Here is a 21,516-nt window from a genome sequence, read left to right on the forward strand (position 1 = left end):
GGCAGGCTTTTTTTGTTGGATGCGGGTGGGGAAGGGCAGGGAGCCGGGTTGTTAACACGGGAAGAATTCGGTTTGTGGCGGGGAATGCGGGGGCGGGGTTGGTGTTAAATGTGGGGCCGGGGTTTGGCGCGAAATGTGGGGCAGGGTTGGTGTTAAAGGGGCCGGGTTTGGCGTGAATTGCCGTAGTTATGGCGCGAAAACTGCCCTTTGGCGGGAAAAGGCCGGGGTTTGGCGTGAATTGACTGAGGTTGCGCGTGAAAAAACTCCGGTTTGGCGTGTAAATCCGGGCGAACGGCGTGAAACCCGTACATCCTTGTACCATGCATGCCGGGTTCCGCGCGTAACCGGCTGGATATGGCGTGAAACCGGTGCTGTTTGGCTTGAAAAGCCCTTTGAACGGCGCGAAACTTGAACCAGAAATGCTGCTGCCCCTACCTTCGCGTAAAAAAATGTTCTTTTTCAGCTAAAAAACACTATTTTTATTCATGTTTGCTGCCACAGCGAAGCAGTGATCACTTCTGGCGGCAAAGATGGGGCCTGTAGATATGATGAGCGGGTGCGAGCGGCGCAGGGGTCCGGACAGCTTGAAAAGTCCCTCGTTTGACTCGACAAGAGACGGGTTTAGCGTGAAAGTAGGGCCGGGGGTGGCGCTAAAGGGGCCTAGTTTGGCGTGAATTGCCGTAGTTATGGCGCGAAAACTGCCCTTTGGCGGGAAAAGGCCGGGTTTTGGCGTGAATTGACTGAGGTTGCGCGTGAAAAAACTCCGGTTTGGCGTGTAAATCCGGGCGAACGGCGCGAAACCCGCACAACCTTGTACCATGCATGCCGGGTTCCGCGCGTAACCGGCTGGATATGGCGTGAAACCGGTGCTGTTTGGCTTGAAAAGCCCTTTGAACGGCGCGAAACTTGAACCAGAAATGCTGCTGCCCCTACCTTCGCGTAAAAAATTGTTCTTTCTCAGCTAAAAATCACTATTTTTATTCATGTTTGCTGCCACAGCGAAGCAGTGATCACTTCTGGCGGCAAAGATGGGGCCTGTAGATATGATGAGCGGGTGCGAGCGGCGCAGGGGTCCGGACAGCTTGAAAAGTCCCTCGTTTGACTCGACAAGAGACGGGTTTAGCGTGAAAGTAGGGCCGGGGGTGGCGCTAATGGGGCCTAGTTTGGCGTGAATTGCCGTAGTTATGGCGCGAAAACTGCCCTTTGGCGGGAAAAGGCCGGGTTTTGGCGTGAATTGACGTAAGTTCCGCGTGAAAAAACTCCGGTTTGGCGTGTAAATCCGGGCGAACGGCGTGAAACCCGTACATCCTTGTACCATGCATGCCGGGTTCCGCGCGTAACCGGCTGGATATGGCATGAAACAGGGGCTGTTTGGCGTGAAAAATCCTTTGAACGGCGTGAAACCTGAATACAGGAATACAACCTCCCGACTTTCACGCAAAAAATTAATCCGTATCAGCAAAAAATCAGTATTTCTTTCATGTTTTACTCCTGCCGCCGCACCAGATCATACAGATTCACAGCATCAACAACCTAAATACCTGGACACAGTCCGTCACCGCATACTAGGCCGCGGCAGTACCCCCCTTAAATCCCGGCAATCAAGGCCGCGCTTCAATGAAACGGAGGAGCGTGCCCACCACGTTCTCCACCCGCACGATCTCCATGCCGGCTTTCTCAATGTTTTCAATCGTTTTGCGGTTGATATTAACTCCTGTCAGTTTAACGGAAACGGGATTCAACAGGTCCATCACCTCGCCGATGACAGGCTTATCCACTCTCATATGTTCAAGAAAGAAAATGCTGCCGCCGGGCTTTGTGACCCGGCGGATTTCCTTCAGTCCTTCAACAGGAAACGGAACGGAACAGAACACACAGGTGGAGATAGCCGAATCAAACGTATCGTCAGCAAAGGTCATATCCTGTGCATCCATTTCCAGCAGTTCGACTGGGACCGGGGCTTCTTCCGCACGCTGCTTTGCCCGTTTCAGCATGGCCGGGCTGAAGTCGATTGCCGTCACTTTCGAGCATTTATCCGGCTGGTAAAAAGCGAGGTTGAAGCCGGTGCCGACTCCCACTTCCAGTACATTTCCGAAAGCCTTCCCGACTGTCATCTCCCGCCAGTCGTCACGCATCATTTTATCCATGCTGTCGTATAATAGCGCATTGCGGTTATACCGCTTTTTTATTTTCTCCGTTACATTCCGGTCTATAGGATCAGCCATTTTACCGCCTCCAGTTAAAGAAGACTTTTGATCTCTTGTTCATTCGGTTCAAACCCGATAAATACATGCTTTTTTGACGATAAGCCTAACAGGCGTTTTTTCCGGATAATAATGCCCGGTACGATTCGCGATCCTACCTCTTGTTTCATTTCATCTTCCTTATCCGGCTGTTGGGCGAGGTCGATTTCATTGAAAGGGATATTCTGCTGTGAAAGAAACTCTTTCACCATCTGGCAGTCGCTTCAGGTCGGACGTGTATAAATTGTGATGTTAGTTTCAGCCATCTGTTTTCGCTCCTTTTTCAGCTATGTTAGACTTTATTGTTACTCATTCCGTCTAATGTAACAGTCTTCTTTTTATGAGGTTAGTAACGATATTGGTACGTTGGTGCTCTTTTAAAATTTTATCAATAAATACCATAGGGGGCAAAATTTACTGTTTGTACGTCTTCCTTCAGGGAATAAATAACAGCACAACCTAATTTTCGGTATAATGGAAGAATACCAGGGACGGAGGTTTCTGTAATGCATGAACTTGATCTGCACCATATATTCCAGCTTGGCCTGATTTTGATTTTACTCGCCGCCGCCGTTACAGCCATTGCCAAAAAATTCCGTCAGCCTTATCCGATTGCCCTTGTCATTGTCGGTACAATCATTGGCCTTATTAATGTTCCTGTTTTGGAACCCTTGAAAACATTTATTACAGAAGGGGAAATTTTTAACTTTATGGTGTTGACGATTTTCCTGCCGGCACTGCTTGGGGAAGCAGCCTTGAAACTGCCGTTCAGCCACCTTAACGAAAACCGGAAACCGATTCTCGCGCTCGCTTTTGGAGGGACGTTCGTCTCCTTTCTGATTATCGGCTTTTCATCATACTGGCTTCTCGATTTTCCGATTCCTGCTGCGTTTGTTTTCGCGGCCCTGATGAGTGCGACTGACCCCGTCAGCGTGCTGTCCATTTTCAAATCCCTCGGCGTCAATAAGAAACTGGCTACTGTCATTGAAGGGGAGTCTCTTTTCAATGATGGACTGGCAGTTGTCCTTTTTAAAATCTCTGCCTTTTATTTGCTTACATACATCGACTGGGGCTGGGCGGGCCTCGGCAGCGGTTCGCTTGAATTTATCAAAGTCGTTGCCGGCGGGCTTATTGTCGGCGGTGCGCTCGGTTACCTTGTTTCACTGCTGCTGAAATACTTCGATGATTATCCGCTGGAGATCATTTTCAGTGTTCTGCTGTTTTACGGATCGTATTTACTGGCTGAAAACATACATGTTTCCGGTGTTATCGCCGTTGTCGTAAGCGCACTGACGCTCGGCAACTTCGGGGCGAAAATCGGGATGAGCCCGACAACGAAGCTGAATATCAACAGTTTCTGGGATGTAGCCGCCCTCCTGGCAAACTCGCTCGTCTTCCTTATGGTCGGTCTTGAGATCACCCGCATCAATTTGACCGATAAATGGGGAATGATCTGCATGGCGCTGCTGATCGTACTCGCCGCCCGCAGTCTCGCCGTATATACAAGTCTTTCCTTAGTGAAGGGCATACCAATCCAATGGAAACACATTTTGAACTGGGGCGGACTGAAAGGCTCCCTGTCCATTGCGCTTGTGCTGAGCCTGCCGCGGGATTTCGCGGCACGCGAGGATATTTTGATTCTCGCATTCAGTATTGTCCTATTCTCGCTGGTTTTCCAGGGGCTGACCATCAAGCCGCTTGTTTCATTACTCGGTGTCCGGTCACAAAAAGAAGGATCCGGCGATTTTCAGCGGCTTGTAGCTCAGATTCACCGGTATGAAACCGGCATTGCGGAAATCCAAAAAATCAAAAACCAGCTTTTTATTACGGAACCGGTCTATGGCCAATTACTTGACGAATACAAAAAGAAAGCCGACTTGCACCAAAGAGAAATTGAAGAATTATTCGACACCCACCCTGAATTGCGATCCGATCAGCTTGCCACCCTGCGGAAACATGCTTTATATGCCCAGCACGAACGATTGGACATGCTCGAAAGGGAGAATATCATTTCTGCCGACGTGGCAGCGAAGCAAAAAGAGGAGATCACAGACCAGCTCGTCCATATCGAAGGGGAAGAATGAATCAAAAGGGCGAAAGCGCCCCGCATGTTTGCCTGCGGGGCGCTTTTTCATAGGGCACCTAAGTAAGACTATTAACAGGGAAAGCAATTCTCTTCACTGCAAGAAGGAAATGTAAAATTAAACAAACGTTTATTTAAACCTTGCTCCCTTCCCCTTTATCAAGCTTCAACACGAAATATTCACCGAACGCATAAAGAAAAAAGAACGGAATGAAGAACAAAAACAGGCCGACCGTGAAAATTTCCGGCGTTAGATAGTTCAGTAGAAAACCGGTAATGCCCGGGATGTTGAATAAGTATTCCAGAATGAGCAAGTTGGAGAGCATAAACCAGAGCAGTGACTTGGAATGATAGAAAATGCTGATTCCCGCGTTCCGCCACACATGAGCAAGCAGGATGAACCCTTTTCGGAGTCCTTTCCCACGCGCAAGCTCGACATACTGTTTTTCCAGCTCCTCTTCAAAAATCAGAATCATCAGCTTGTAAAACTGGATGGTCGGCAGGATAGCCAGTGTCAATATTGGCAGCATATAAGCTTTTTCCCCTTGAATGGCCGCAATGCTGAACAGGAGGATCCCTGTGCTCTGAAAAAACTTGATGACAGCAACTTGCAGCAGGACAATAATCAAAATATCAGGCAGCGATTCGAAAACGAATACACCGAATTTCATTTTTTCAATGACTTTATGGGGCAGGAGCATGGTGAAAAACGTCAGCAATGAAGCAATGATCAGGGCTGCAATCAATGCGCTTAACAGGATTGTGAGCGAGTAAAGAAACATCTCAAAAATTTGCGGGAATAGCGGCCTGATCGTTCCGTGTACATTATATGTCAGCTCACTGGGATGAAGAAGGCCGGTGACAATACTCTGTACCGCTTCACCGTATGCCGTAAAGTTGATGATTCCTGACTCTCCTCTTCGGAAAAGCTGCGGAATTGCACCGATGAAAATGATGCCAGCCGCCGCGGTTATGAACTGAATGAATAATTTACGAATATAGCTCAAAAGGGTTGGCACCTCCACTCTTCTGCCGGTCAGTTTCCTGTCCAGGTAATTTGTGATTCTCCGGCATTTTTATATCCTTTGAATTGGTAGCCGGTCTCTTCTGCAAACAGTCCGCTCTCCTTTAACGACCGCTGTGCCCCGCCGTTCACAAAGATGGTGAGCGTATAATCATTCCATACATCGATATCCGTACTTCCCGTTTCTTGCAATTCTTTCACATCACGGGAAAGACTGGTTCCTTCCTGTAAAAACCATTCAATCTTATCTTTCATCTGCCTGTCGCTCATGCTTGCAGGGAAGGTGAACGACAGCTCAATGTTATGTTCGGACTTTCCCGCTGTGACATGCAGAATATCATGGTCCTGCCTGGCAATATGGACCGTTTTATTGATAAGGGGTAAACTTGCAACTGGCAGCCGGTCTTCGGAAGGGCTGCTGGCATTTTGCAGCAGGCCCCGTTCTCCTCCGGTTATATAGCCAAGAATAAAACCGAAGAATAGAGTAAAGAGGGCAATGCTCAGAAAATACTGGGCTTGCCGAAACATGTGTTTCCGCTTTTTCGGGCGCGATGACTTGATCTTCCCCATGGCAGCTTCCCTTGCCTCAGGAGTGAACCGCTGTTTTTGATAGACAGCCCGGTCCATCACCTGTTCAAGGTCATTCAGCTTATCGTCCACCCATTATCCCCCTCTCTTCCTGACGGCTGATGGCTTTTTTCAATTGCTGTCTCCCTCTGTACAACCGCGATTTTACGGTTGAGGATTTCATAGTAAGCAAGTCTGATATCTCCTGAATCGACATGTTTTCCTGATAATGCAAAATCAGGATTTCCCGGTACTTAATCGGCAGTTTCAACAATTCTTCGGAAAGCACCCTGTATTCATCATCAACAATCAGCTTTAATTCAGGGGACTTTTCCGGTGATGGGATAAACGCCTCAAATACGATCCCTGTCCATATATTGCGGTGGAACCAGCTTTTGAGATGATCCTTGCAGCGGTTGACGGTGATCGTGTACAACCAGCTCTTCAGCGATCCTTCGCCGCGGAAGGTTTCGATTTTCTCGTAACAGGTTGTAAAAACTTCCTGTACGATATCCTCGGCATCCTCCCAGTTTTTCACGTAAGTGTAGGAAAGCCTGATAAGCCGCTCTCCATATTCGTCCATGATATCCCTGATCAATGAATCTTTATCGGCGATATATTCCTCGAACCGTACCGGCTTTTCCGCATATTTGTTGAACTCTTTTTTCATTTTTGACCCGCCCTTTTTCTTTCTGCATATGTAAGACGATTGCACCGTTGTCCGGTTGCATATTTTTCAGAATTTTTCTTTCTTTTTATTTTACCATAGGAATTTGCGGCGAGTTTTATGGCTATGCTCAACCTTATTGTTGATTTATGTCTTAGTTATAATTAGAAAGAAAAAATAAAGCAGAATAGCTGGGCTGCTAACAAGGTAAATAACTTTACAATTAGAAAAAACACCCAGAGGAATTGAGCGTTATTCAAATAGAGCAACCTTTGATGGAATAAATATTTCTGTGAAAATGACAGTAGACTCTTCTGGAATTTGCCCGTTCCTTTCCGTTGCAGATGCTCGCCTCAGCCCGTGATGAAAGCGAGCCCCTGCAGCGGAAATCAACTTCCCCTTTGAAAATGCAATGTATTAAAATCGGATATTGAAATCCTATAATTCCTAAGTTTAAAAGAAATAAAAAAGAGACCAAATCATGTACGATTTGGTCTGCTGATTCATATGCTTTTGGCACTGGAAAACCGAGCTCGTCACCCTTCAAAAACAGTGCGTTTATTTCATATTCCTAGTGTCATTATAATACTGGACAGAAGTTTGGGCGCCTTCTGCAACCATGTTGTTATCTGCCAGGTCGTACGGATCTGGGTTCCCGCCTTTTTCTACAGGGACTTCTTTATCCTGCTCAATGTTGACAAACGGAATTTTTTGGGCAAGTTCGTACGCTTTTTCCTGAGCTTTCACACGGCGCTTTCTATCTGACAGTACATATGCGGCAGCACCAAGGCCGCCAAGAGCAACCCCGGACCATTTCATCGTTTTTTGTGTGTTCATCGTCCCTTCCTCCTTTACAGGTTGTCTTTATATGTTCTAAATACCCGTCTGGAAGAAAATTTAACTTACAACCTTTTTACTTTTGTGACACTTTCTTCCGTGAACCCCGCAAGCGGCCCGCTGGCAAGGAGTTGGACGCTGCCGCTGTATGGGAATATGAATTCCCGGCAGCCGCCGTCAAAGATGACAATGCCTTCAGATGTCAAATAGTATTCCTGATCGTCCTTCACCCCGGTGAAATCATCTGGAAGAGTCATTGCTTTTTCCTTTATTTCCTCTCTGACGAGGCGCGAAAGTTTCGTTTTATAATAGCTGCCCTCTTTGAAAAGATTCCGGAACATAAGAATGCTGCCCGTATCCGTTTGAAACGTCAGTGACCTTCTGATCATGCGTTCATTCTTTGCCCCAGTTGGAAATTGCTCAAACAGCACACTAAGCAGGCCACGGTCATTGAAAACAATATCATACCTGCCTTCAACTGCTGCTTCGGCTTCCTTTTTCAAAGAACTGGTCATCTGCCGGGACAGTGCCAGCATGGCTTTATTCATACTGGCTTCAGCTTGCTTGTTCCTCATGCCGACAACTTTAGGATATTTCACGTTGACCCCATCTTTATCCATTACAATACGGATCACGCGGACAGGACCAGGCGCCTCCGATTTTGGCTGTTTTTTCATCTCCATCTTTTTCGCCTCCACTCTCCTGTATTGTATGTGCAGGCGGGTGTCCCGGTGACGGATTGGCTAAGGGGAAGGAAAATCTCTGACTATGCTCATAGTGAAAAACAGCCTGAGATAAAAAGAAAACCGGTACAGAGCTATGCTTCATGGGGAAACTCGCTGATAATGAAAAAGCCCAGAACAAAGTCTGAGCATTTTCAATCCATTAAAAAGGTATCAGGGACCGGCTTCTGTAAATTGCCTATTAGGAAAAATCAAAAACGATTGTCATCTCTTCTTACGGCCAGCCCCTGATCCCGGTCTCTTTCATTTACTGATTTCCTGCCATCCTCATGATCTGCTACAGAATACATTTTTGAATGAAGTGAGTTATTTGTAATAAACGTATCGTATATTTCATCTTCATTCGTATCACCCACATCAACGATCACAAGAATACGGCCTTCTTTTACGTGCTGCTCATATACTTTTGCATCCTCTTCAGGGATGCCCATTCCGACAAGTGCGCCGACAATGCCGCCGACTGCCCCTCCGGCAGCGGCACCGCCAAGTGTGGCTGCGAGCGGGCCTGCTGCTACAAGCGCCCCCAATCCGGGAATGGCGAAGGTGCCGAGACCGAGCAGGAGTCCGGCAATGCCGCCAAGAAGCCCTCCGCCGGCGGCACCTGCTGTCAATCCTTCCATTACCTTTGATCCTTCTTCATATTCATAATCGCCGCCAGTCTCCTTTTCGATCCGGGCCACTGCGGAATCTGATTTGGCGACAATCGAAATATCTTCGGCATCATACCCGCGGTCCCTCAATGCCCGGATGACCCGGATCGCCTCCTCTTTTGTATGGAAAACACCTACGACACGATTGCTCATCTTTTTTCCTCCTCGTTCAGTCTGTATATAACTTCCATTCCCATAGAAAAAAGCAGCGAAACCGCTGGTTACAGTTTCACTGCTTTTTTTACATGAAGATTACTTTTTCTTTCTCATCAAGGCGAGAAAAGCTGCCGCAAATATAATCCAGTTTCGTTTCCGCCCATACATGCTGTGGAATAACTTTTTGAAATGCGGGTAAGTCCCTTCATACGGATACCATGGGAGCTCGGTATCCTTCCGGCCTTTATCAACCATTACCGCTTTCGGGTGCGTAAAAATTCGAAGCCCTTCATCACCGTGGTACCGGCCGATTCCGCTCTTTTTTGCCCCGCCGAAGGGAAGATGGTGGTTCGCGACCGTGATCAGTACATCGTTGATGACGACACCGCCGCTTACAAGCTTTGAAGCTACCCGTTCCGCTTTCGCAATATCGGATGTATAGATACTGCTGTTCAATCCGTACTCTGTTCCGTTGGCAAGGGCAATAGCTTCTTCCTCGGTATCAAACGGCATAATCGGAAGCAGCGGGCCGAATGATTCTTCCTGCATGATTTTCATATCCTGGCCGACCTCAGTGACAACAGTCGGCGGCACATAGAGGCCCTTATCCGTATTCCACTTGCCGGGCGGCGTGCCGGTTGCAAGCTTCGCTCCATTAGCGAGCGCTTCTTCAAGCTGGACACGCATGATATCCAGCTGGCCCGGGAACGTCATCGAACCGATATCACCGTCTTTTGTTTTACCATGCTTGAGCTTGTTCACTTCGCCGATCAGCTTTTGCAAAAAAGTTTCATAAATCGGCCGTTCCACATACAGCCGCTCAATCGCCATACACGTCTGGCCGCTGTTTGTGAACGCTCCCCAGATCGCTCCCTGGACGGCGCGCTCAATGTTTGCATCCTTGAATACAATCATCGGATCTTTGCCGCCAAGCTCAAGGGTGGTCGGAATCAAATCCTTAGCGGCGACTTCCTGAATGATCTGGCCGGTGCGTACGGAACCGGTGAAAAAGATATAATCAGGCTTCCCTTTTGTAAGGGCGGCTCCAAGTTCTTTGCCGCCGTGAGCCACCTGGATGACGTTATCCGGGAATCCGGCTTCCTTGAACACCTTTTCGATATGAAGCCCGACAAGAGGCGTCACTTCGGATGGTTTCAAAATCACGGTATTACCGGCGGCCAGGGCGCTGATTGCCGGAATCATGGCGAGCTGAAGCGGATAATTCCATGGTGAAATGACAAGCACCACTCCGCGCGGCATATATTCGACATATGATTTTTTGCCGAAGAAGACAATCGGCGTCGGCTTCTTTTCCCGACCGAGGATTTTTCCGGCATGCTTCTCGATATGCTGCAGAGCATCCAGCACCGGCATCAAATCAGCCATTAGCGCCTCCACTTCAACTTTTCCGGTGTCTCTGGAGACGGTTTGAATGCTTTCCTCCATATGCTCGGCAAGGTAATGGCGGAGCTTGCGCAAATAACGGATCCGTTCGGCAACAGGCAGGGCCGACCACGACTCAAAAGCCGTACGAGCGTTCTCATAAAGCCTGCCCGCTTCTCCGGGCGGTGTTTCATCAATTTCTTCAATGATGCGGTTTTCAGCTGGATCCAGCACACGCAACTTCGGCAGTGAGTTTTGCTCTAGCTGCATCAACAACCAGCTCCTTTTCGTTTATCGGATTGCAACATGCTTGCTCCTGTCACTTTTGTTCTCCAGGTAAAAAGATACCATCGGACCGACCTGGCTGGCGAAACTCGGGACTTTAATGCCCGAATCTTTCAGATCTGCCAGGGCCTGGCTGCTGTCATAAAACGACTTGCAGGCGAAATAGTCCATCGCTTCCCTTTCGACCTTCAGCCACTTGCGCACCGGCTTCACCCTTAAAAGAGCGGCAGCAAGCGGAAGTGGGATTGTTCCTGTCGGCTTTTTGCCGAGGGATTCTTTCATGAGAAGCCGGTAAACATCCTTTACTTTGAAAGGGTTAGGATCTGTCAGGTGATACGTTTTTCCGGCACCCTTTTCCTGGTGGGCCAAATAAATGACTGCTTCAATAATATAATCCACGGGGACAAAATTGCCAAATGCGTCGCCTGAACCGAAATAAGGAATGATAGGCGAAAATTTCATCGCATCAAGCAGGTTCAGTATGAAATACGGGCCGTCAAATTTGATCGTCTCGCCAGTCCTGGAATGCCCTTTAACGATGCCAGGCCTGATAACGGTAGTCGGAACCCGCTCCATAATGCCTCGCACCAGCAATTCCGCTTCATATTTTGTGCTTTCATAGTGGTTTTTGAACGATTGCCCCATTTCGAGTTCACTTTCAAGAATTCTTCCTTCCCTGTCACCTGATACAAAAGCGGTGCTGAAATATACGTAACGGTCGATATTATCAAGGGTAAGGACCCAATCATTCACCCGCTTTGTTCCATTTACATTGACATTATACGCAATTTTTTTTGGAACCGCTAAGTCGTAGACTGCGGCAAGATGGAAAACGTGGGTTATGGACGATTGAAGTTCCGGCAGCAAGCCTTCGTCCATATCAAGGTTTGGTTTCGTGATATCGCCCTCTATGATTGTAAAGCTGTCCTCAGCCAGTGTTGTCGAACGGGCAAGGCTGGCAATCTCCTGGCGGGCCGTTTCCGCCATCTGCGGCTGCACCAGCAGGTAAATGTGGTCGATTGTATAATCTTCCGCACTCAGTTCTTTAAGAAGTGCCCTTGCTATAAAGCCGGGAAAACCGGTGAAAAAATAAGTATTGCCCATTGTTCCCTCTCCTTTATTATGAATGACAATTCATTCATTCCATTTCATAAAATTGACAGCGTTTGTTTCCCTTGAAACCGCCAGCTTTTGTCGACACTCGTAAAAGAAAACGTTTTCTTTGTTGTAAAATGATTATAGACAAAAATGATGAGAATTGTCAAAAAATTAAAAAAGCATTTGTGAGTTAAGCTGATTTTTCACAAATGCTTCAAAACGTCAAGTCCGTCATCCATCGGGACATATGTTGTTGTATTTCTTTATAGATGGCAGGGACGCCGGGAAGCTGCTCTTCTGTAACAGACCCAAGCGGCAGGACTCTGTATTTCTGGTCAAGTCCGCGCTCTACATATGTCGGTGTGAACTGCGGATGCTGAAGAGTCAGGTGTGTTGTACCGTCCGGCCTCACCATCTTTTCCACTTCCAGCTGGATCATGCCGCCGATTTGCTTATACAGCCCATCCTGTCCTGAAAAAAAGTTGCCGAGGGAGTAGACAGCGAATGCTTTATTGCCGTTTTTCCCGGTGATCCACGCAGGCGGCTGAAGCACGTGCGGATGATGACCTATTATAATATCAGCACCGGCATTCGCCGCGAACTGGACCCATTCCTGCTGGTACTCATTCGGAAGACGTTCGTACTCATTGCCGAAATGCATGCTTACTACGGCCACATCCGCCATCTTTTTTGCCTTCTCGATCGCCTGTTTCACCGCTGTTTTATCCAGGTAGTTGACGAGGTAGCCTTTTCCTGCCGGAGGCCGGTATCCATTTGTCGCGTATGTGAATGATGCGAATGCAAATGAAATTCCGTTTCGCTCAATCACAGGTAGGGTATTCTGGTCCCCCTCGCTTAAGGCAGCGCCGCTATGTTTCACTCCGATGCTGTCCCAATACCGTATAGCGCTTCTCACTCCGGCTTCTCCTTTATCCAGCGTGTGGTTATTTGCCATAGATACGATATCAATGCCGCTTTCTTTCATGCTATCGCCGACCTCATGCGGACTATTGAAAGCAGGATACGTGGAAAGGCCCAGCTCCGCCCCGCCGATGATACTTTCCGAGTTGGCCATTGTAATGTCAGGTCCTTCAAGAATCGGAAGGACTTCTTGAAATGCCGCCGAAAAATCATATTTGCCTTCATTGTCAACCGCGGTGCTATACACCCGCTTATGAATCAAAACATCCCCGACCGCAGCAAATGTCGCAGTCTTTTTTTGAATGGGTGTTTGTTTCTTTTGAAGTTTGACCTGCTTATTGGAGTGCAAGCCGGCCGCTGCTTCATCCACAGTTACGGAAGCGCTTTCACTTCGGGGAACAGGAACAAAGCTCCGCATCTGTTCGGGGTGAAAGAAGCCTGTATAAACCACCAAGACGAGCAGGATTGTCAGTACAATATTGATGCCGTGCACCACTTTCATTTCCGTCACCCCATTTACCTTATTTCTAGAATAAGGTACCATATCCTGACAAAAATATTCGTTTTTATAATGACAATTCAGCAAAATTTTCAAAAAATTATTTCGGCGAACTTTTTCTGCTTTCCGTGTCCAGGTAATCGTTCTTTCCCGCGGCCTGGTAGTGAGCCTAGCCGCCGCTATTGCTCAAGCACAGTTTCAACTTGTTATGAACCAAAGAATGTCTTGGAAAGAACTCAAAATACGAAAAAGCCCGCTTCTGAAAGCGGACTTATTTGTGCAAATATCCAATTATCGTCTCAAGACAAGCTTTTTTGTAAAAACCGTGCATGTCTTCTTCCCCGCGCATCAGCCACTGAATCAGAATCCCATCGATGGTAGCCCGTATTGCCACAGCTGCCTGTTCTGGATCCGTTTCGCTGTTAAAGACACCCTCCTGTTTTCCAAGTTCCACGATTTCCCTTCCAATCGACCAGCAGTTTTCATAAAAGGCCCGGTTGATTTCCTGAAAGGCGTCATTCCTGCTCGCCCTGGCCAGGAAGTCAAGATAAACGCTATAAAAAGTGCTGTTTTCCTCTGGGCTTACAAACGCGGCATCCACATAAGCCTCCAGTTTTGCCAGAGCTGTCTTTCCCATTTGAATTGCCTGGCATTCTTTTTCGTTTATCCTGCCTGTCACCCATATGAGCAGCTGACTTAATACATCTTCTTTATTTTTAAAGTAATAGCTTGTTACCCCTTTACTGACCCCTGCATAATCAGCAAAATCTTGAAGAGTCACGGCATCAAAGCCTTTCTCGGCGACCGCCCTGAACGCAGCCTTCAATATTTGCCTCCGCCTCTTTTCTGCACGTTCTCCCATTTCTATCTGGCTCCCTTTACCTAATAAATTGACCGGTCAGAATAATTTTACTATACTGAGGGTGGATTTTCAATTTAGGAGGGAAAACATGAACACTGAATTCAAAGCCTTTGTCGTTAACAAAACAGAAACGGATTTCACTGCTGATTTTCAAAAACTTACACTGGATGAACTTCCTGAAGGAGACGTAACCATTCACGTGTCCTACTCAAGCGTCAACTATAAGGATGGACTTGCAAGTATACCGAATGGAAAAATTGTCCGCTCCTACCCTTTCATCCCGGGAATTGACCTGGCGGGAACAGTTGTCGATTCAAAAGATGACCGTTACAAAGAAGGCGATGAAGTTATCGTCACCAGCTATGAACTCGGCGTCTCCCATTATGGCGGTTACAGTGAATACGCAAGAGTTCCGGCTGAGTGGGTCGTGCCGCTTCCGGAAGGGCTCTCCCTGCAAGAGGCAATGGCAATCGGAACGGCCGGTTTTACAGCTGCTCTTTCCGTCCACCGGCTTGAACAAAACGGCCTGAAGCCTGAAGACGGACCTGTCCTTGTTACCGGTGCAACCGGAGGTGTCGGCAGCATGGCTGTTGCGATGCTCGCCAAACGCGGATATACAGTAGAAGCCAGCACCGGCAAAGAGGAAGCACATCAATTCCTCAAAAAAATAGGCGCTGCAGAAGTGATCAGCCGTGAAGAGGTCCTTCCGGAAAAAATGCGCCCGCTCGACAAACAGCGCTGGGCAGCAGCAGTCGATCCCGTCGGCGGGAAAACGCTGGCAGCCATTACGAGCAAGCTGAATTACAACGGTGCTGTAGCCGTCAGCGGACTGACCGGCGGCGGAGACGTACCTGCAGCCGTCTTCCCTTTCATTCTCCGTGCGGTCGATATTCTCGGCATCGATTCCGTGAACTACCCTGCCGGACCTCGAAAGGAACTATGGCAGCGGCTCGCAACCGACTTGAAGCCTGACAACCTTGCTGATATGGAGCGGGTCATTTCCTTTGAAGAGCTGCCGGACAGCCTTTCTTCCATCTTAAAAGGTGAAATGACAGGCCGGACCGTTGTGAAGATTTCTGAATAGACATTTATGCATAGAGACTCCTGAAGATTGGGCAAACAATTGGTTCAGGAGTCTTTTTTCTTGTGGCGGTGCCTGGCCCCCGATAGTTTATAGCACCGGGACCCAGGCACCGTTTACAACTAAAGTAAGATCAGAAGGAGGTTGCTGGGGTGTACGAAAAAAATTTATATGTATTTAATGATGAAAAACCTGTCCATGCCGTCATCCGCAATTATCAGGAGAAAGATTTTCCCGGCCTCATAAACATCCAGAAAGAGTGTTTCCCGCCGCCTTTTCCGGCAGAATTGCTCTGGAATGAAGAACAGTTGAAAAATCACATCACCCTTTTTCCCGAGGGTGCCCTTTGTATCGAAGTTGAGGGTGAGCTTGCAGGTTCTATGACAGGGTTGATTGTGGACTATCATCCGCATGGTCAGGATCACACGTGGGAAGAAATCACGGATGACGGCTACATAAGGAACCATAACCCGGATGGAAACACCCTTTACGTAGTCGACATCGGAGTGCGGCCTGCCTACAGGAAAATGCAGCTGGGAAAGTGGTTGATGCTATCTATGTATGATGTGGTCATCCACAAAAATCTTACCCGGCTCCTTGGCGGGGGACGCATGCCCGGATACCACAAGAGATCAAATGTGTTAACACCGAAACAATATCTTGAAGCGGTTGTTTCCGGAAAGGAAAAGGATCCTGTCCTTACCTTTTTACTTCGGTGCGGCAGAACACCTGTCAAAGTGGCGGAACAATACCTGGAAGATGAGGAATCTCTTCATTATGCGGCACTTATGGAATGGAAAAACCCTTTTAAAGCAACTGAATAATATCAGTTTTCAATACTCCTGTTCATGTGATTTTTCGCATTGATAGGAGTATTTATTTTTTTAAAATAACTAAATTATAGAAGGCATCTCCAAAACGCCGCCTTATTTTCCTTATATATAAGCATTTAAGCTGTTTTATTGATATCCATAGTGCAAATTAAAATAACTTTTCAGTCACAATGTTGTAATAAAATCCTCATACATCCTACACAGTTTGGGATTAGACTGTAAACGAAGCATTACCAATATTAACTTAGTATCCATAGTAAAAAGGGAAAAGGAGGCTTATCACATTATGAGTGAAGTGCTCATTTTAAGCCGCATTCAGTTTGCCGTGACAGTATTCTACCATTTTTTATTTGTCCCGCTTACGATCGGCCTGGTCATTCTGCTGGCTGTGATGGAAACGAAATTTGCCCGGACACGCGATCCGTTATATCGCAGAATGGCAGATTTCTGGGGAAAACTGTTTGTTATCAACTTCGTGCTTGGAATTGTCACCGGCATTACAATGGAATTCCAGTTTGGGACAAACTGGTCCGAATATTCCAAGTATATGGGTGACATCTTCGGATCACCGCTTGCGATCGAAGCGCTCGTTGCTTTCTTCCTTGAATCTACATTCATCGGCATCTATATTTTCGGCAAAGATAAAATCTCACCGAAAATGCGTGCGTTTTCCATCTGGATGGTTGCCATCGGAACGAACATTTCTGCAATCTGGATCATTACCGCAAACGGATTCATGCAGAACCCTGTCGGCTATGTACTGAACAATGGCCGTGCGGAACTGGCCAGTTTCACAGAGCTCGTTTCAAATCCATACGCCTGGTACATGTTCTTTCATACCATATTTGCCAGCTATATCGTAGGCTCCTTTTTCGTAATGGCCATCAGTGCCTACCATCTTCTGCGAAAAAATGAAGTGGAATTTTTCAAACGTTCTTTCCGGATGGCACTTGTCATGGCAGTGATTGCCGCGACAGTGACTCCTATTATCGGCCACCAGCACGGCGTATTCACCGCTACAAAACAGCCGGCAAAGGCCGCTGCGATGGAAGCAGTCTGGGATACGGGCCAAGGGCTTCCTTTCAGCCTTATCCAAATTCCTGATGCAGAAAACGAGAAAAACTTTGAAGCCTTATCCATTCCTAATTTGGGAAGTTTCTTCTACACGAATTCCTTTAACGGGGAAGTGACCGGACTGAAGGAGATCCCGGCTGACGAACGGCCGAATGTCCCTCTTGTCTTTTACAGCTTCAGGGCGATGGGTGCCCTCGGAATCTTTTTCCTTGCCATGGCGTGGTACGGTGTTTACCTGTATCGGAAAAATAAATTGGTTGATTCCCGCAAGTATTTGAAGACGATGCTTTATTCCATCCTGCTGCCTTACCTGGCGATCAATCTCGGATGGATGGTGGCAGAAGCGGGACGCCAGCCCTGGGCGGTATACGGGTTGATGAAAACAGCCGAAGCCGTTTCGCCAATCTCAGTCGGGCAGGTAATCTTTTCGCTGGCAGGACTGGTCATATTCTACACCATCCTGATTATTGCGGACGTTTACCTCATTACCAAGTTTGCGCGCAAAGGTCCGGAGCTGCCGGCAAAGACTGGATTGAAAGGGGATGTCGAACATGTCTCATGATACACTCGCGATTATCTGGTTCGGTTTGTGGGGCCTAATCTGGACAATCTATTTTATTCTTGATGCTTATTCGCTCGGCACCGGCATGCTATTCCCATTTTTGACAAAAAACCGGCAGGAGCGGAATCAGCTCCAGGAAGCGATCGGACCGTTTTGGGGCGGAAATGAAGTATGGCTGATCACCGCCGGCGGAGCCACATTCGCGGCTTTTCCCGCAATTTACGCGGATATGTTCAGCTTCCTTTATACACCGCTCATGCTCATTTTGTTTGCCCTGTTCTTTCGGGCAACCGGTTTGGAATTCATGCACAAAGATGACAATCCGCTGTGGCAATCGTTCTGGAAATGGGCTTTTTTCGGGGGAAGTGTTGCCATCGCCCTCTTGTTCGGCGTTGCCTTTGCCAACCTGTTTGACGGCCTGAAAATTACAGCTGAAGGCTATGAAGGCACACTGCTGTCCCTTCTTCACCCGTACGGCCTTCTCGGCGGACTGCTTTTCGTAAGCTTGTTCCTGCTTTCCGGATCGCTATGGACAGCAATTAAAACCGAAGGAAGCACTGCTGAAAAAGCACTCCATATCGGACATAGAGTGTGGTTTGCCGCAGCAGCCATCACGGCGATATTCATGGTTGCAACAAACAACCGCACACCGCTGTTTGAAAACTTCGCGAATTACCCGGTTCTCTGGGTGCTGCCTGCACTGGTCCTTGTTTCTGTCCTGCTGATAAAGCCGTTCATGAATAAAGGTAAGGTCGGGCTTGCCTTTACATTTACATCACTGACGATTTTTTCAATTATGGCTACCGGCTTTTCCGGCATGTTCCCGAACATGCTGCCGTCCAAAGTGGATAATGCCTACAGCATCACCTTGTATGATGCAGCCGGGAGCGCACTGAACCTGCAAATCATGCTTGTTGTCGCATTAATCTTTGTACCGATTGTTATCGCCTATCAGTTGTGGAGCTATACGATCTTCAAACAGAAGATTACAAAAGAGTCGGCTAAGGGCTATCAATAAAGGTAAACACAAAGCACCTCCTTGATCGGGAGGTGCTTTGTTCATTTCAGGGTATCCATTGCTGCACTTTTACAGGATGCCATTTCATTTTGGATATGTTAAAGAAGATTGTTGATTTTACACATTGTTGGGACGGCTTTTTAAGGAGAAGTCATTCGCTTTCCTACCTCTAGTCGGGCCGGGTGCATTTAGAGGGACGATTTCCCGTGAATCACCCCTCTAATCGGGCCAGCGCGCTTCTACAGCGACGATTTCTCGTGAAAGGGGAACGGTTCGCAATTGCGCTTTTAGTAAGATCATGTCTGGCTTTTGTATTGGGTATTAAAAACCTCGTTAGACAGAGCCTTCTTTTTATAGTGAATTGCGACGGGAAACCGCTAAACCCGTATGTACGATTAATCTTTTTATCCTGGGGTACAAAAAGCCATGGAAAAAGACCAGCCATTGAATGACTGGTCTTTATCAGATGACCCCTAGGGGATTCGAACCCCTGTTACCGCCGTGAAAGGGCGGTGTCTTAACCACTTGACCAAGGGGCCGTAATGGCTCCACAGGCAGGATTCGAACCTGCGACAGCTCGGTTAACAGCCGAGGGCTCTACCACTGAGCTACTGTGGAATAATTGTCTTTCTTCCTTACCTGATTTGGCTAACAACTACTGCTTCTTCCTCTGCAAGTTAAATCAAAGAAGTGAATGCGTCGAAGCAACTCGCAGCCAATTCACAGATGCTCGTCATTGAGCTACTGTGGAATAAGTCATTTTTTATTATAGCCAGATTCCGCAAAAATCAACATGGAAAATAATTCTTACGCGCCCTAGAGGACTCGAACCTCTAACCTACGGCTTAGAAGGCCGTTGCTCTATCCGGTTGAGCTAAGGGCGCATGAGTTTTTAAGCCCAAAACATAAAAATGGAGCGGGTGATGGGAATCGAACCCACGACATCAGCTTGGAAGGCTGAGGTTTTACCACTAAACTACACCCGCATTAAAATTGGTTCATTATTTTATTTTTAGTCTCCGGTTGTCATGCCTCTTCCTCTGATAGCTTATTCAAAGAGGATTAATGCGTCGAGGCAACTCGTGCGTTCGCAATTGACTTCTTGCAAAACTTTATTTCCTTTACGAGCCTGTGCCTCTTCCTCTGATAGCCTACTCAGGGGGATTGATACGTCGAGGCAACTCGCAGCATATTCAAAGAAGTGATGCTCGTGGCTGAGGTTTTACCACTAAACTACACCAGCACTAAAATTGGTTCATTATTTTGAAAGCTGGAGGCGGCACCCGGACTCGAACCGGGGGTAAAGGTTTTGCAGACCTCTGCCTTACCACTTGGCTATGCCGCCAGGATGGAAAAGGTAAAGAAAAAGGGCGATAGATGGGAATCGAACCCACGAATGCCGGAGCCACAATCCGGTGCGTTAACCACTTCGCCACTACCGCCGCAATCAAAAATGGCAGGGGCAGTAGGAATCGAACCCACACTGGAGGTTTTGGAGACCTCTGTTCTACCGTTAAACTATGCCCCTAAATGGTGGAGGAGGGCGGATTCGAACCACCGAACCCTGAGGGAACAGATTTACAGTCTGCCGCGTTTAGCCACTTCGCTACTCCTCCATGTAATTTAAAAAAGGTTAGATCAATTTTCTAACCCGGCAATATATAATTATTCAAAAACCCACTTACTGTGAATCGATTTAAAAACAAATGGTGGCTCGAGACGGAATCGAACCGCCGACACGAGGATTTTCAGTCCTCTGCTCTACCGACTGAGCTATCGAGCCACGCATATGGCGGAGGAAGAGGGATTCGAACCCCCGCGGGCCGCAAAGCCCCTGTCGGTTTTCAAGACCGATCCCTTCAGCCAGACTTAGGTATTCCTCCGTATGTAAATGGTAGCGGCGGAGGGGATCGAACCCCCGACCTCACGGGTATGAACCGTACGCTCTAGCCAGCTGAGCTACACCGCCATCATGTTATAAAAGTGGAGCCTAGCGGGATCGAACCGCTGACCTCCTGCGTGCAAAGCAGGCGCTCTCCCAGCTGAGCTAAGGCCCCACGTATGGCGCGCCCGAGAGGAGTCGAACCCCTAACCTTCTGATCCGTAGTCAGACGCTCTATCCAATTGAGCTACGGGCGCATGAATAATGGAGCGGAAGACGGGATTCGAACCCGCGACCCCCACCTTGGCAAGGTGGTGTTCTACCACTGAACTACTTCCGCAATATATGGTGCGGGTGGAGGGACTTGAACCCCCACGCCAAAGGCGCTAGATCCTAAGTCTAGTGCGTCTGCCAATTCCGCCACACCCGCTAATAAACCGATTCGATGGTGCCGGCCAGAGGACTTGAACCCCCAACCTACTGATTACAAGTCAGTTGCTCTACCAATTGAGCTAGACCGGCATGATTATACTTACTGGCGGTCCGGACGGGACTCGAACCCGCGACCTCCTGCGTGACAGGCAGGCATTCTAACCAACTGAACTACCGGACCATAATCAGTTATGTGAAGAAAAACGCAAAAAAAATAAACTGTGTCATTTAAACAGCTTTAATTTGGTTGCGGGGACAGGATTTGAACCTGTGACCTTCGGGTTATGAGCCCGACGAGCTACCGAACTGCTCCACCCCGCGACGTTACAAATCATAACATCGGATATTATCCTGAATGCTATTTGGTTAAAAACTACTGTCTCTTCCTCTTCCAGCTTAGTCGAGGATGATTAATGCGTCGAGAAAACTCGAAGCGTATTCTTTGAAGTAACGCTCGTTGTTCCACCCCGCGACGTTACAAATCATAACATTGGATATTATCCTGAATGCTATTTGGTTAAAAACACAATGGTGGAGGATGACAGGATCGAACTGCCGACCCCCTGCTTGTAAGGCAGGTGCTCTCCCAGCTGAGCTAATCCTCCAATATTTAATA

19 protein-coding genes and 19 tRNA genes are annotated in these 21,516 nt (G+C 47.8%); 7 read left to right on the top strand and 31 right to left on the bottom strand.

Features of this window, described 5'->3' with window-relative positions:
- Positions 1-172 precede the first annotated feature (172 nt).
- Entirely contained in the window at positions 173-412 is a 240-nt protein-coding gene (locus tag A4U59_RS21915) for a hypothetical protein (protein WP_169824003.1), read from the top strand.
- A 258-nt stretch (positions 413-670) separates the two neighbouring features.
- Positions 671-910 (top strand): hypothetical protein, encoded by a 240-nt coding sequence (locus A4U59_RS18375; RefSeq protein ID WP_070121664.1) that lies wholly within the window; start codon positions 671-673, stop codon positions 908-910.
- Positions 911-1,601: 691 nt separating this feature from the next.
- On the opposite strand, the gene A4U59_RS18380 is transcribed toward A4U59_RS18375, so the two are convergent.
- Positions 1,602-2,225 carry a class I SAM-dependent methyltransferase gene (locus A4U59_RS18380; protein ID WP_106406375.1) on the bottom strand — a complete coding sequence of 208 codons (624 nt, stop codon included), beginning with the start codon at positions 2,223-2,225 and terminating at the stop codon, positions 1,602-1,604.
- Positions 2,226-2,239: 14 nt separating this feature from the next.
- Positions 2,240-2,452 (bottom strand): glutaredoxin family protein, encoded by a 213-nt coding sequence (locus A4U59_RS18385; RefSeq protein WP_169824004.1) that lies wholly within the window; start codon positions 2,450-2,452, stop codon positions 2,240-2,242.
- Between the two features lie 297 nt (positions 2,453-2,749).
- Here A4U59_RS18385 and A4U59_RS18390 point away from each other — a divergent pair, with 297 nt between their 5' ends.
- Positions 2,750-4,327, top strand: a complete 1,578-nt coding sequence (locus tag A4U59_RS18390) for a Na+/H+ antiporter (RefSeq protein ID WP_070121665.1) — start codon at positions 2,750-2,752, stop codon at positions 4,325-4,327.
- Between the two features lie 133 nt (positions 4,328-4,460).
- Here A4U59_RS18390 and A4U59_RS18395 read toward each other — a convergent pair whose 3' ends face one another.
- The 10 genes from A4U59_RS18395 to A4U59_RS18440 form a co-directional block, all read right to left on the bottom strand.
- The gene (locus A4U59_RS18395) at positions 4,461-5,333 is read right to left on the bottom strand and encodes an ABC transporter permease subunit (protein ID WP_083270937.1); all 873 of its coding nucleotides are present in this window, start codon (positions 5,331-5,333) and stop codon (positions 4,461-4,463) included.
- Between the two features lie 29 nt (positions 5,334-5,362).
- Positions 5,363-6,010 (bottom strand): hypothetical protein, encoded by a 648-nt coding sequence (locus A4U59_RS18400; RefSeq protein WP_070121667.1) that lies wholly within the window; start codon positions 6,008-6,010, stop codon positions 5,363-5,365.
- Positions 6,000-6,587, bottom strand: coding sequence for a sigma-70 family RNA polymerase sigma factor (locus tag A4U59_RS18405; RefSeq protein WP_070121668.1), 588 nt, complete (start codon positions 6,585-6,587; stop codon positions 6,000-6,002). The genes A4U59_RS18400 and A4U59_RS18405 overlap by 11 nt, the downstream gene beginning before the upstream one ends.
- A gap of 555 nt (positions 6,588-7,142) precedes the next feature.
- Positions 7,143-7,421, bottom strand: coding sequence for a hypothetical protein (locus tag A4U59_RS18410; RefSeq protein WP_083270938.1), 279 nt, complete (start codon positions 7,419-7,421; stop codon positions 7,143-7,145).
- Positions 7,422-7,486: 65 nt separating this feature from the next.
- Positions 7,487-8,104: a DUF3298 and DUF4163 domain-containing protein gene (locus tag A4U59_RS18415; RefSeq protein WP_070121669.1), complete on the bottom strand. Its 618-nt coding sequence runs from the start codon at positions 8,102-8,104 to the stop codon at positions 7,487-7,489.
- Positions 8,105-8,355: 251 nt separating this feature from the next.
- A complete protein-coding gene (locus tag A4U59_RS18420) occupies positions 8,356-8,967 on the bottom strand; it encodes a general stress protein (RefSeq protein WP_070121670.1) in 612 nt (203 codons plus the stop codon).
- A gap of 99 nt (positions 8,968-9,066) precedes the next feature.
- On the bottom strand, positions 9,067-10,623 hold the full coding sequence (locus A4U59_RS18425; RefSeq protein WP_070121671.1) for an aldehyde dehydrogenase family protein: 1,557 nt from the start codon (positions 10,621-10,623) through the stop codon (positions 9,067-9,069).
- 21 nt (positions 10,624-10,644) lie between these two features.
- Entirely contained in the window at positions 10,645-11,742 is a 1,098-nt protein-coding gene (locus tag A4U59_RS18430; protein WP_070121672.1) for an SDR family oxidoreductase, read from the bottom strand.
- A gap of 208 nt (positions 11,743-11,950) precedes the next feature.
- Positions 11,951-13,159, bottom strand: coding sequence for a CapA family protein (locus A4U59_RS18435; protein ID WP_157888226.1), 1,209 nt, complete (start codon positions 13,157-13,159; stop codon positions 11,951-11,953).
- A gap of 268 nt (positions 13,160-13,427) precedes the next feature.
- Positions 13,428-14,018: a TetR/AcrR family transcriptional regulator gene (locus tag A4U59_RS18440; protein WP_070121673.1), complete on the bottom strand. Its 591-nt coding sequence runs from the start codon at positions 14,016-14,018 to the stop codon at positions 13,428-13,430.
- 88 nt (positions 14,019-14,106) lie between these two features.
- Here A4U59_RS18440 and A4U59_RS18445 point away from each other — a divergent pair, with 88 nt between their 5' ends.
- The 4 genes from A4U59_RS18445 to cydB all read left to right on the top strand — a co-directional run bounded on the left by A4U59_RS18445 (position 14,107) and on the right by cydB (position 18,586).
- Positions 14,107-15,102, top strand: coding sequence for an NADPH:quinone oxidoreductase family protein (locus tag A4U59_RS18445; RefSeq protein WP_070121674.1), 996 nt, complete (start codon positions 14,107-14,109; stop codon positions 15,100-15,102).
- Between the two features lie 149 nt (positions 15,103-15,251).
- Positions 15,252-15,923, top strand: a complete 672-nt coding sequence (locus A4U59_RS18450; RefSeq protein WP_070121675.1) for a GNAT family N-acetyltransferase — start codon at positions 15,252-15,254, stop codon at positions 15,921-15,923.
- 295 nt (positions 15,924-16,218) lie between these two features.
- Positions 16,219-17,568, top strand: a complete 1,350-nt coding sequence (locus A4U59_RS18455) for a cytochrome ubiquinol oxidase subunit I (protein WP_070121676.1) — start codon at positions 16,219-16,221, stop codon at positions 17,566-17,568.
- Positions 17,558-18,586 carry a cytochrome d ubiquinol oxidase subunit II gene (gene cydB, locus A4U59_RS18460; protein ID WP_070121677.1) on the top strand — a complete coding sequence of 343 codons (1,029 nt, stop codon included), beginning with the start codon at positions 17,558-17,560 and terminating at the stop codon, positions 18,584-18,586. The genes A4U59_RS18455 and cydB overlap by 11 nt, the downstream gene beginning before the upstream one ends.
- A gap of 467 nt (positions 18,587-19,053) precedes the next feature.
- Here cydB and A4U59_RS18465 read toward each other — a convergent pair.
- The 19 genes from A4U59_RS18465 to A4U59_RS18555 form a co-directional block, all read right to left on the bottom strand.
- A tRNA-Glu gene (locus A4U59_RS18465) sits at positions 19,054-19,125 on the bottom strand.
- A gap of 4 nt (positions 19,126-19,129) precedes the next feature.
- Positions 19,130-19,204 (bottom strand) — tRNA-Asn (locus tag A4U59_RS18470).
- A gap of 192 nt (positions 19,205-19,396) precedes the next feature.
- Positions 19,397-19,470: transfer RNA gene (locus A4U59_RS18475), tRNA-Arg, on the bottom strand.
- A gap of 28 nt (positions 19,471-19,498) precedes the next feature.
- Positions 19,499-19,572: transfer RNA gene (locus A4U59_RS18480), tRNA-Gly, on the bottom strand.
- Between the two features lie 285 nt (positions 19,573-19,857).
- A tRNA-Cys gene (locus tag A4U59_RS18485) sits at positions 19,858-19,931 on the bottom strand.
- A gap of 24 nt (positions 19,932-19,955) precedes the next feature.
- Positions 19,956-20,028 (bottom strand) — tRNA-His (locus A4U59_RS18490).
- 12 nt (positions 20,029-20,040) lie between these two features.
- Positions 20,041-20,114, bottom strand: a tRNA-Trp gene (locus A4U59_RS18495).
- 3 nt (positions 20,115-20,117) lie between these two features.
- A tRNA-Tyr gene (locus tag A4U59_RS18500) sits at positions 20,118-20,202 on the bottom strand.
- Positions 20,203-20,293: 91 nt separating this feature from the next.
- A tRNA-Phe gene (locus A4U59_RS18505) sits at positions 20,294-20,369 on the bottom strand.
- Between the two features lie 7 nt (positions 20,370-20,376).
- Positions 20,377-20,469, bottom strand: a tRNA-Ser gene (locus A4U59_RS18510).
- Positions 20,470-20,478: 9 nt separating this feature from the next.
- Positions 20,479-20,555 (bottom strand) — tRNA-Met (locus A4U59_RS18515).
- A gap of 15 nt (positions 20,556-20,570) precedes the next feature.
- A tRNA-Ala gene (locus A4U59_RS18520) sits at positions 20,571-20,643 on the bottom strand.
- Positions 20,644-20,648: 5 nt separating this feature from the next.
- A tRNA-Arg gene (locus tag A4U59_RS18525) sits at positions 20,649-20,725 on the bottom strand.
- An 8-nt stretch (positions 20,726-20,733) separates the two neighbouring features.
- Positions 20,734-20,808, bottom strand: a tRNA-Gly gene (locus tag A4U59_RS18530).
- Between the two features lie 6 nt (positions 20,809-20,814).
- Positions 20,815-20,898: transfer RNA gene (locus tag A4U59_RS18535), tRNA-Leu, on the bottom strand.
- Positions 20,899-20,914: 16 nt separating this feature from the next.
- Positions 20,915-20,990: transfer RNA gene (locus A4U59_RS18540), tRNA-Thr, on the bottom strand.
- A gap of 14 nt (positions 20,991-21,004) precedes the next feature.
- Positions 21,005-21,081 (bottom strand) — tRNA-Asp (locus tag A4U59_RS18545).
- A 63-nt stretch (positions 21,082-21,144) separates the two neighbouring features.
- Positions 21,145-21,221: transfer RNA gene (locus A4U59_RS18550), tRNA-Met, on the bottom strand.
- Between the two features lie 208 nt (positions 21,222-21,429).
- Positions 21,430-21,505: transfer RNA gene (locus A4U59_RS18555), tRNA-Val, on the bottom strand.
- Positions 21,506-21,516 lie beyond the last annotated feature (11 nt).

Origin of the sequence: Bacillus marinisedimentorum (genome assembly GCF_001644195.2) — a bacterium.
Lineage (GTDB): Bacteria > Bacillota > Bacilli > Bacillales > Bacillaceae_O > Bacillus_BL > Bacillus_BL marinisedimentorum.

Excerpts from the sequence above, each read along its gene's own strand:
- A4U59_RS18380 (WP_106406375.1), bottom strand. The coding sequence starts at position 2,225 with ATGGCTGATCCTATAGACCGGAATGTAACGGAGAAAATAAAAAAGCGG.
- A4U59_RS18390 (WP_070121665.1), top strand. The coding sequence starts at position 2,750 with ATGCATGAACTTGATCTGCACCATATATTCCAGCTTGGCCTGATTTTG.
- A4U59_RS18405 (WP_070121668.1), bottom strand. The coding sequence starts at position 6,587 with ATGAAAAAAGAGTTCAACAAATATGCGGAAAAGCCGGTACGGTTCGAG.
- A4U59_RS18410 (WP_083270938.1), bottom strand. The coding sequence starts at position 7,421 with ATGAACACACAAAAAACGATGAAATGGTCCGGGGTTGCTCTTGGCGGC.
- A4U59_RS18415 (WP_070121669.1), bottom strand. The coding sequence starts at position 8,104 with ATGGAGATGAAAAAACAGCCAAAATCGGAGGCGCCTGGTCCTGTCCGC.
- A4U59_RS18420 (WP_070121670.1), bottom strand. The coding sequence starts at position 8,967 with ATGAGCAATCGTGTCGTAGGTGTTTTCCATACAAAAGAGGAGGCGATC.
- A4U59_RS18425 (WP_070121671.1), bottom strand. The coding sequence starts at position 10,623 with ATGCAGCTAGAGCAAAACTCACTGCCGAAGTTGCGTGTGCTGGATCCA.
- A4U59_RS18430 (WP_070121672.1), bottom strand. The coding sequence starts at position 11,742 with ATGGGCAATACTTATTTTTTCACCGGTTTTCCCGGCTTTATAGCAAGG.
- A4U59_RS18435 (WP_157888226.1), bottom strand. The coding sequence starts at position 13,159 with ATGAAAGTGGTGCACGGCATCAATATTGTACTGACAATCCTGCTCGTC.
- A4U59_RS18440 (WP_070121673.1), bottom strand. The coding sequence starts at position 14,018 with ATGGGAGAACGTGCAGAAAAGAGGCGGAGGCAAATATTGAAGGCTGCG.
- A4U59_RS18445 (WP_070121674.1), top strand. The coding sequence starts at position 14,107 with ATGAACACTGAATTCAAAGCCTTTGTCGTTAACAAAACAGAAACGGAT.
- A4U59_RS18455 (WP_070121676.1), top strand. The coding sequence starts at position 16,219 with ATGAGTGAAGTGCTCATTTTAAGCCGCATTCAGTTTGCCGTGACAGTA.
- cydB (WP_070121677.1), top strand. The coding sequence starts at position 17,558 with ATGTCTCATGATACACTCGCGATTATCTGGTTCGGTTTGTGGGGCCTA.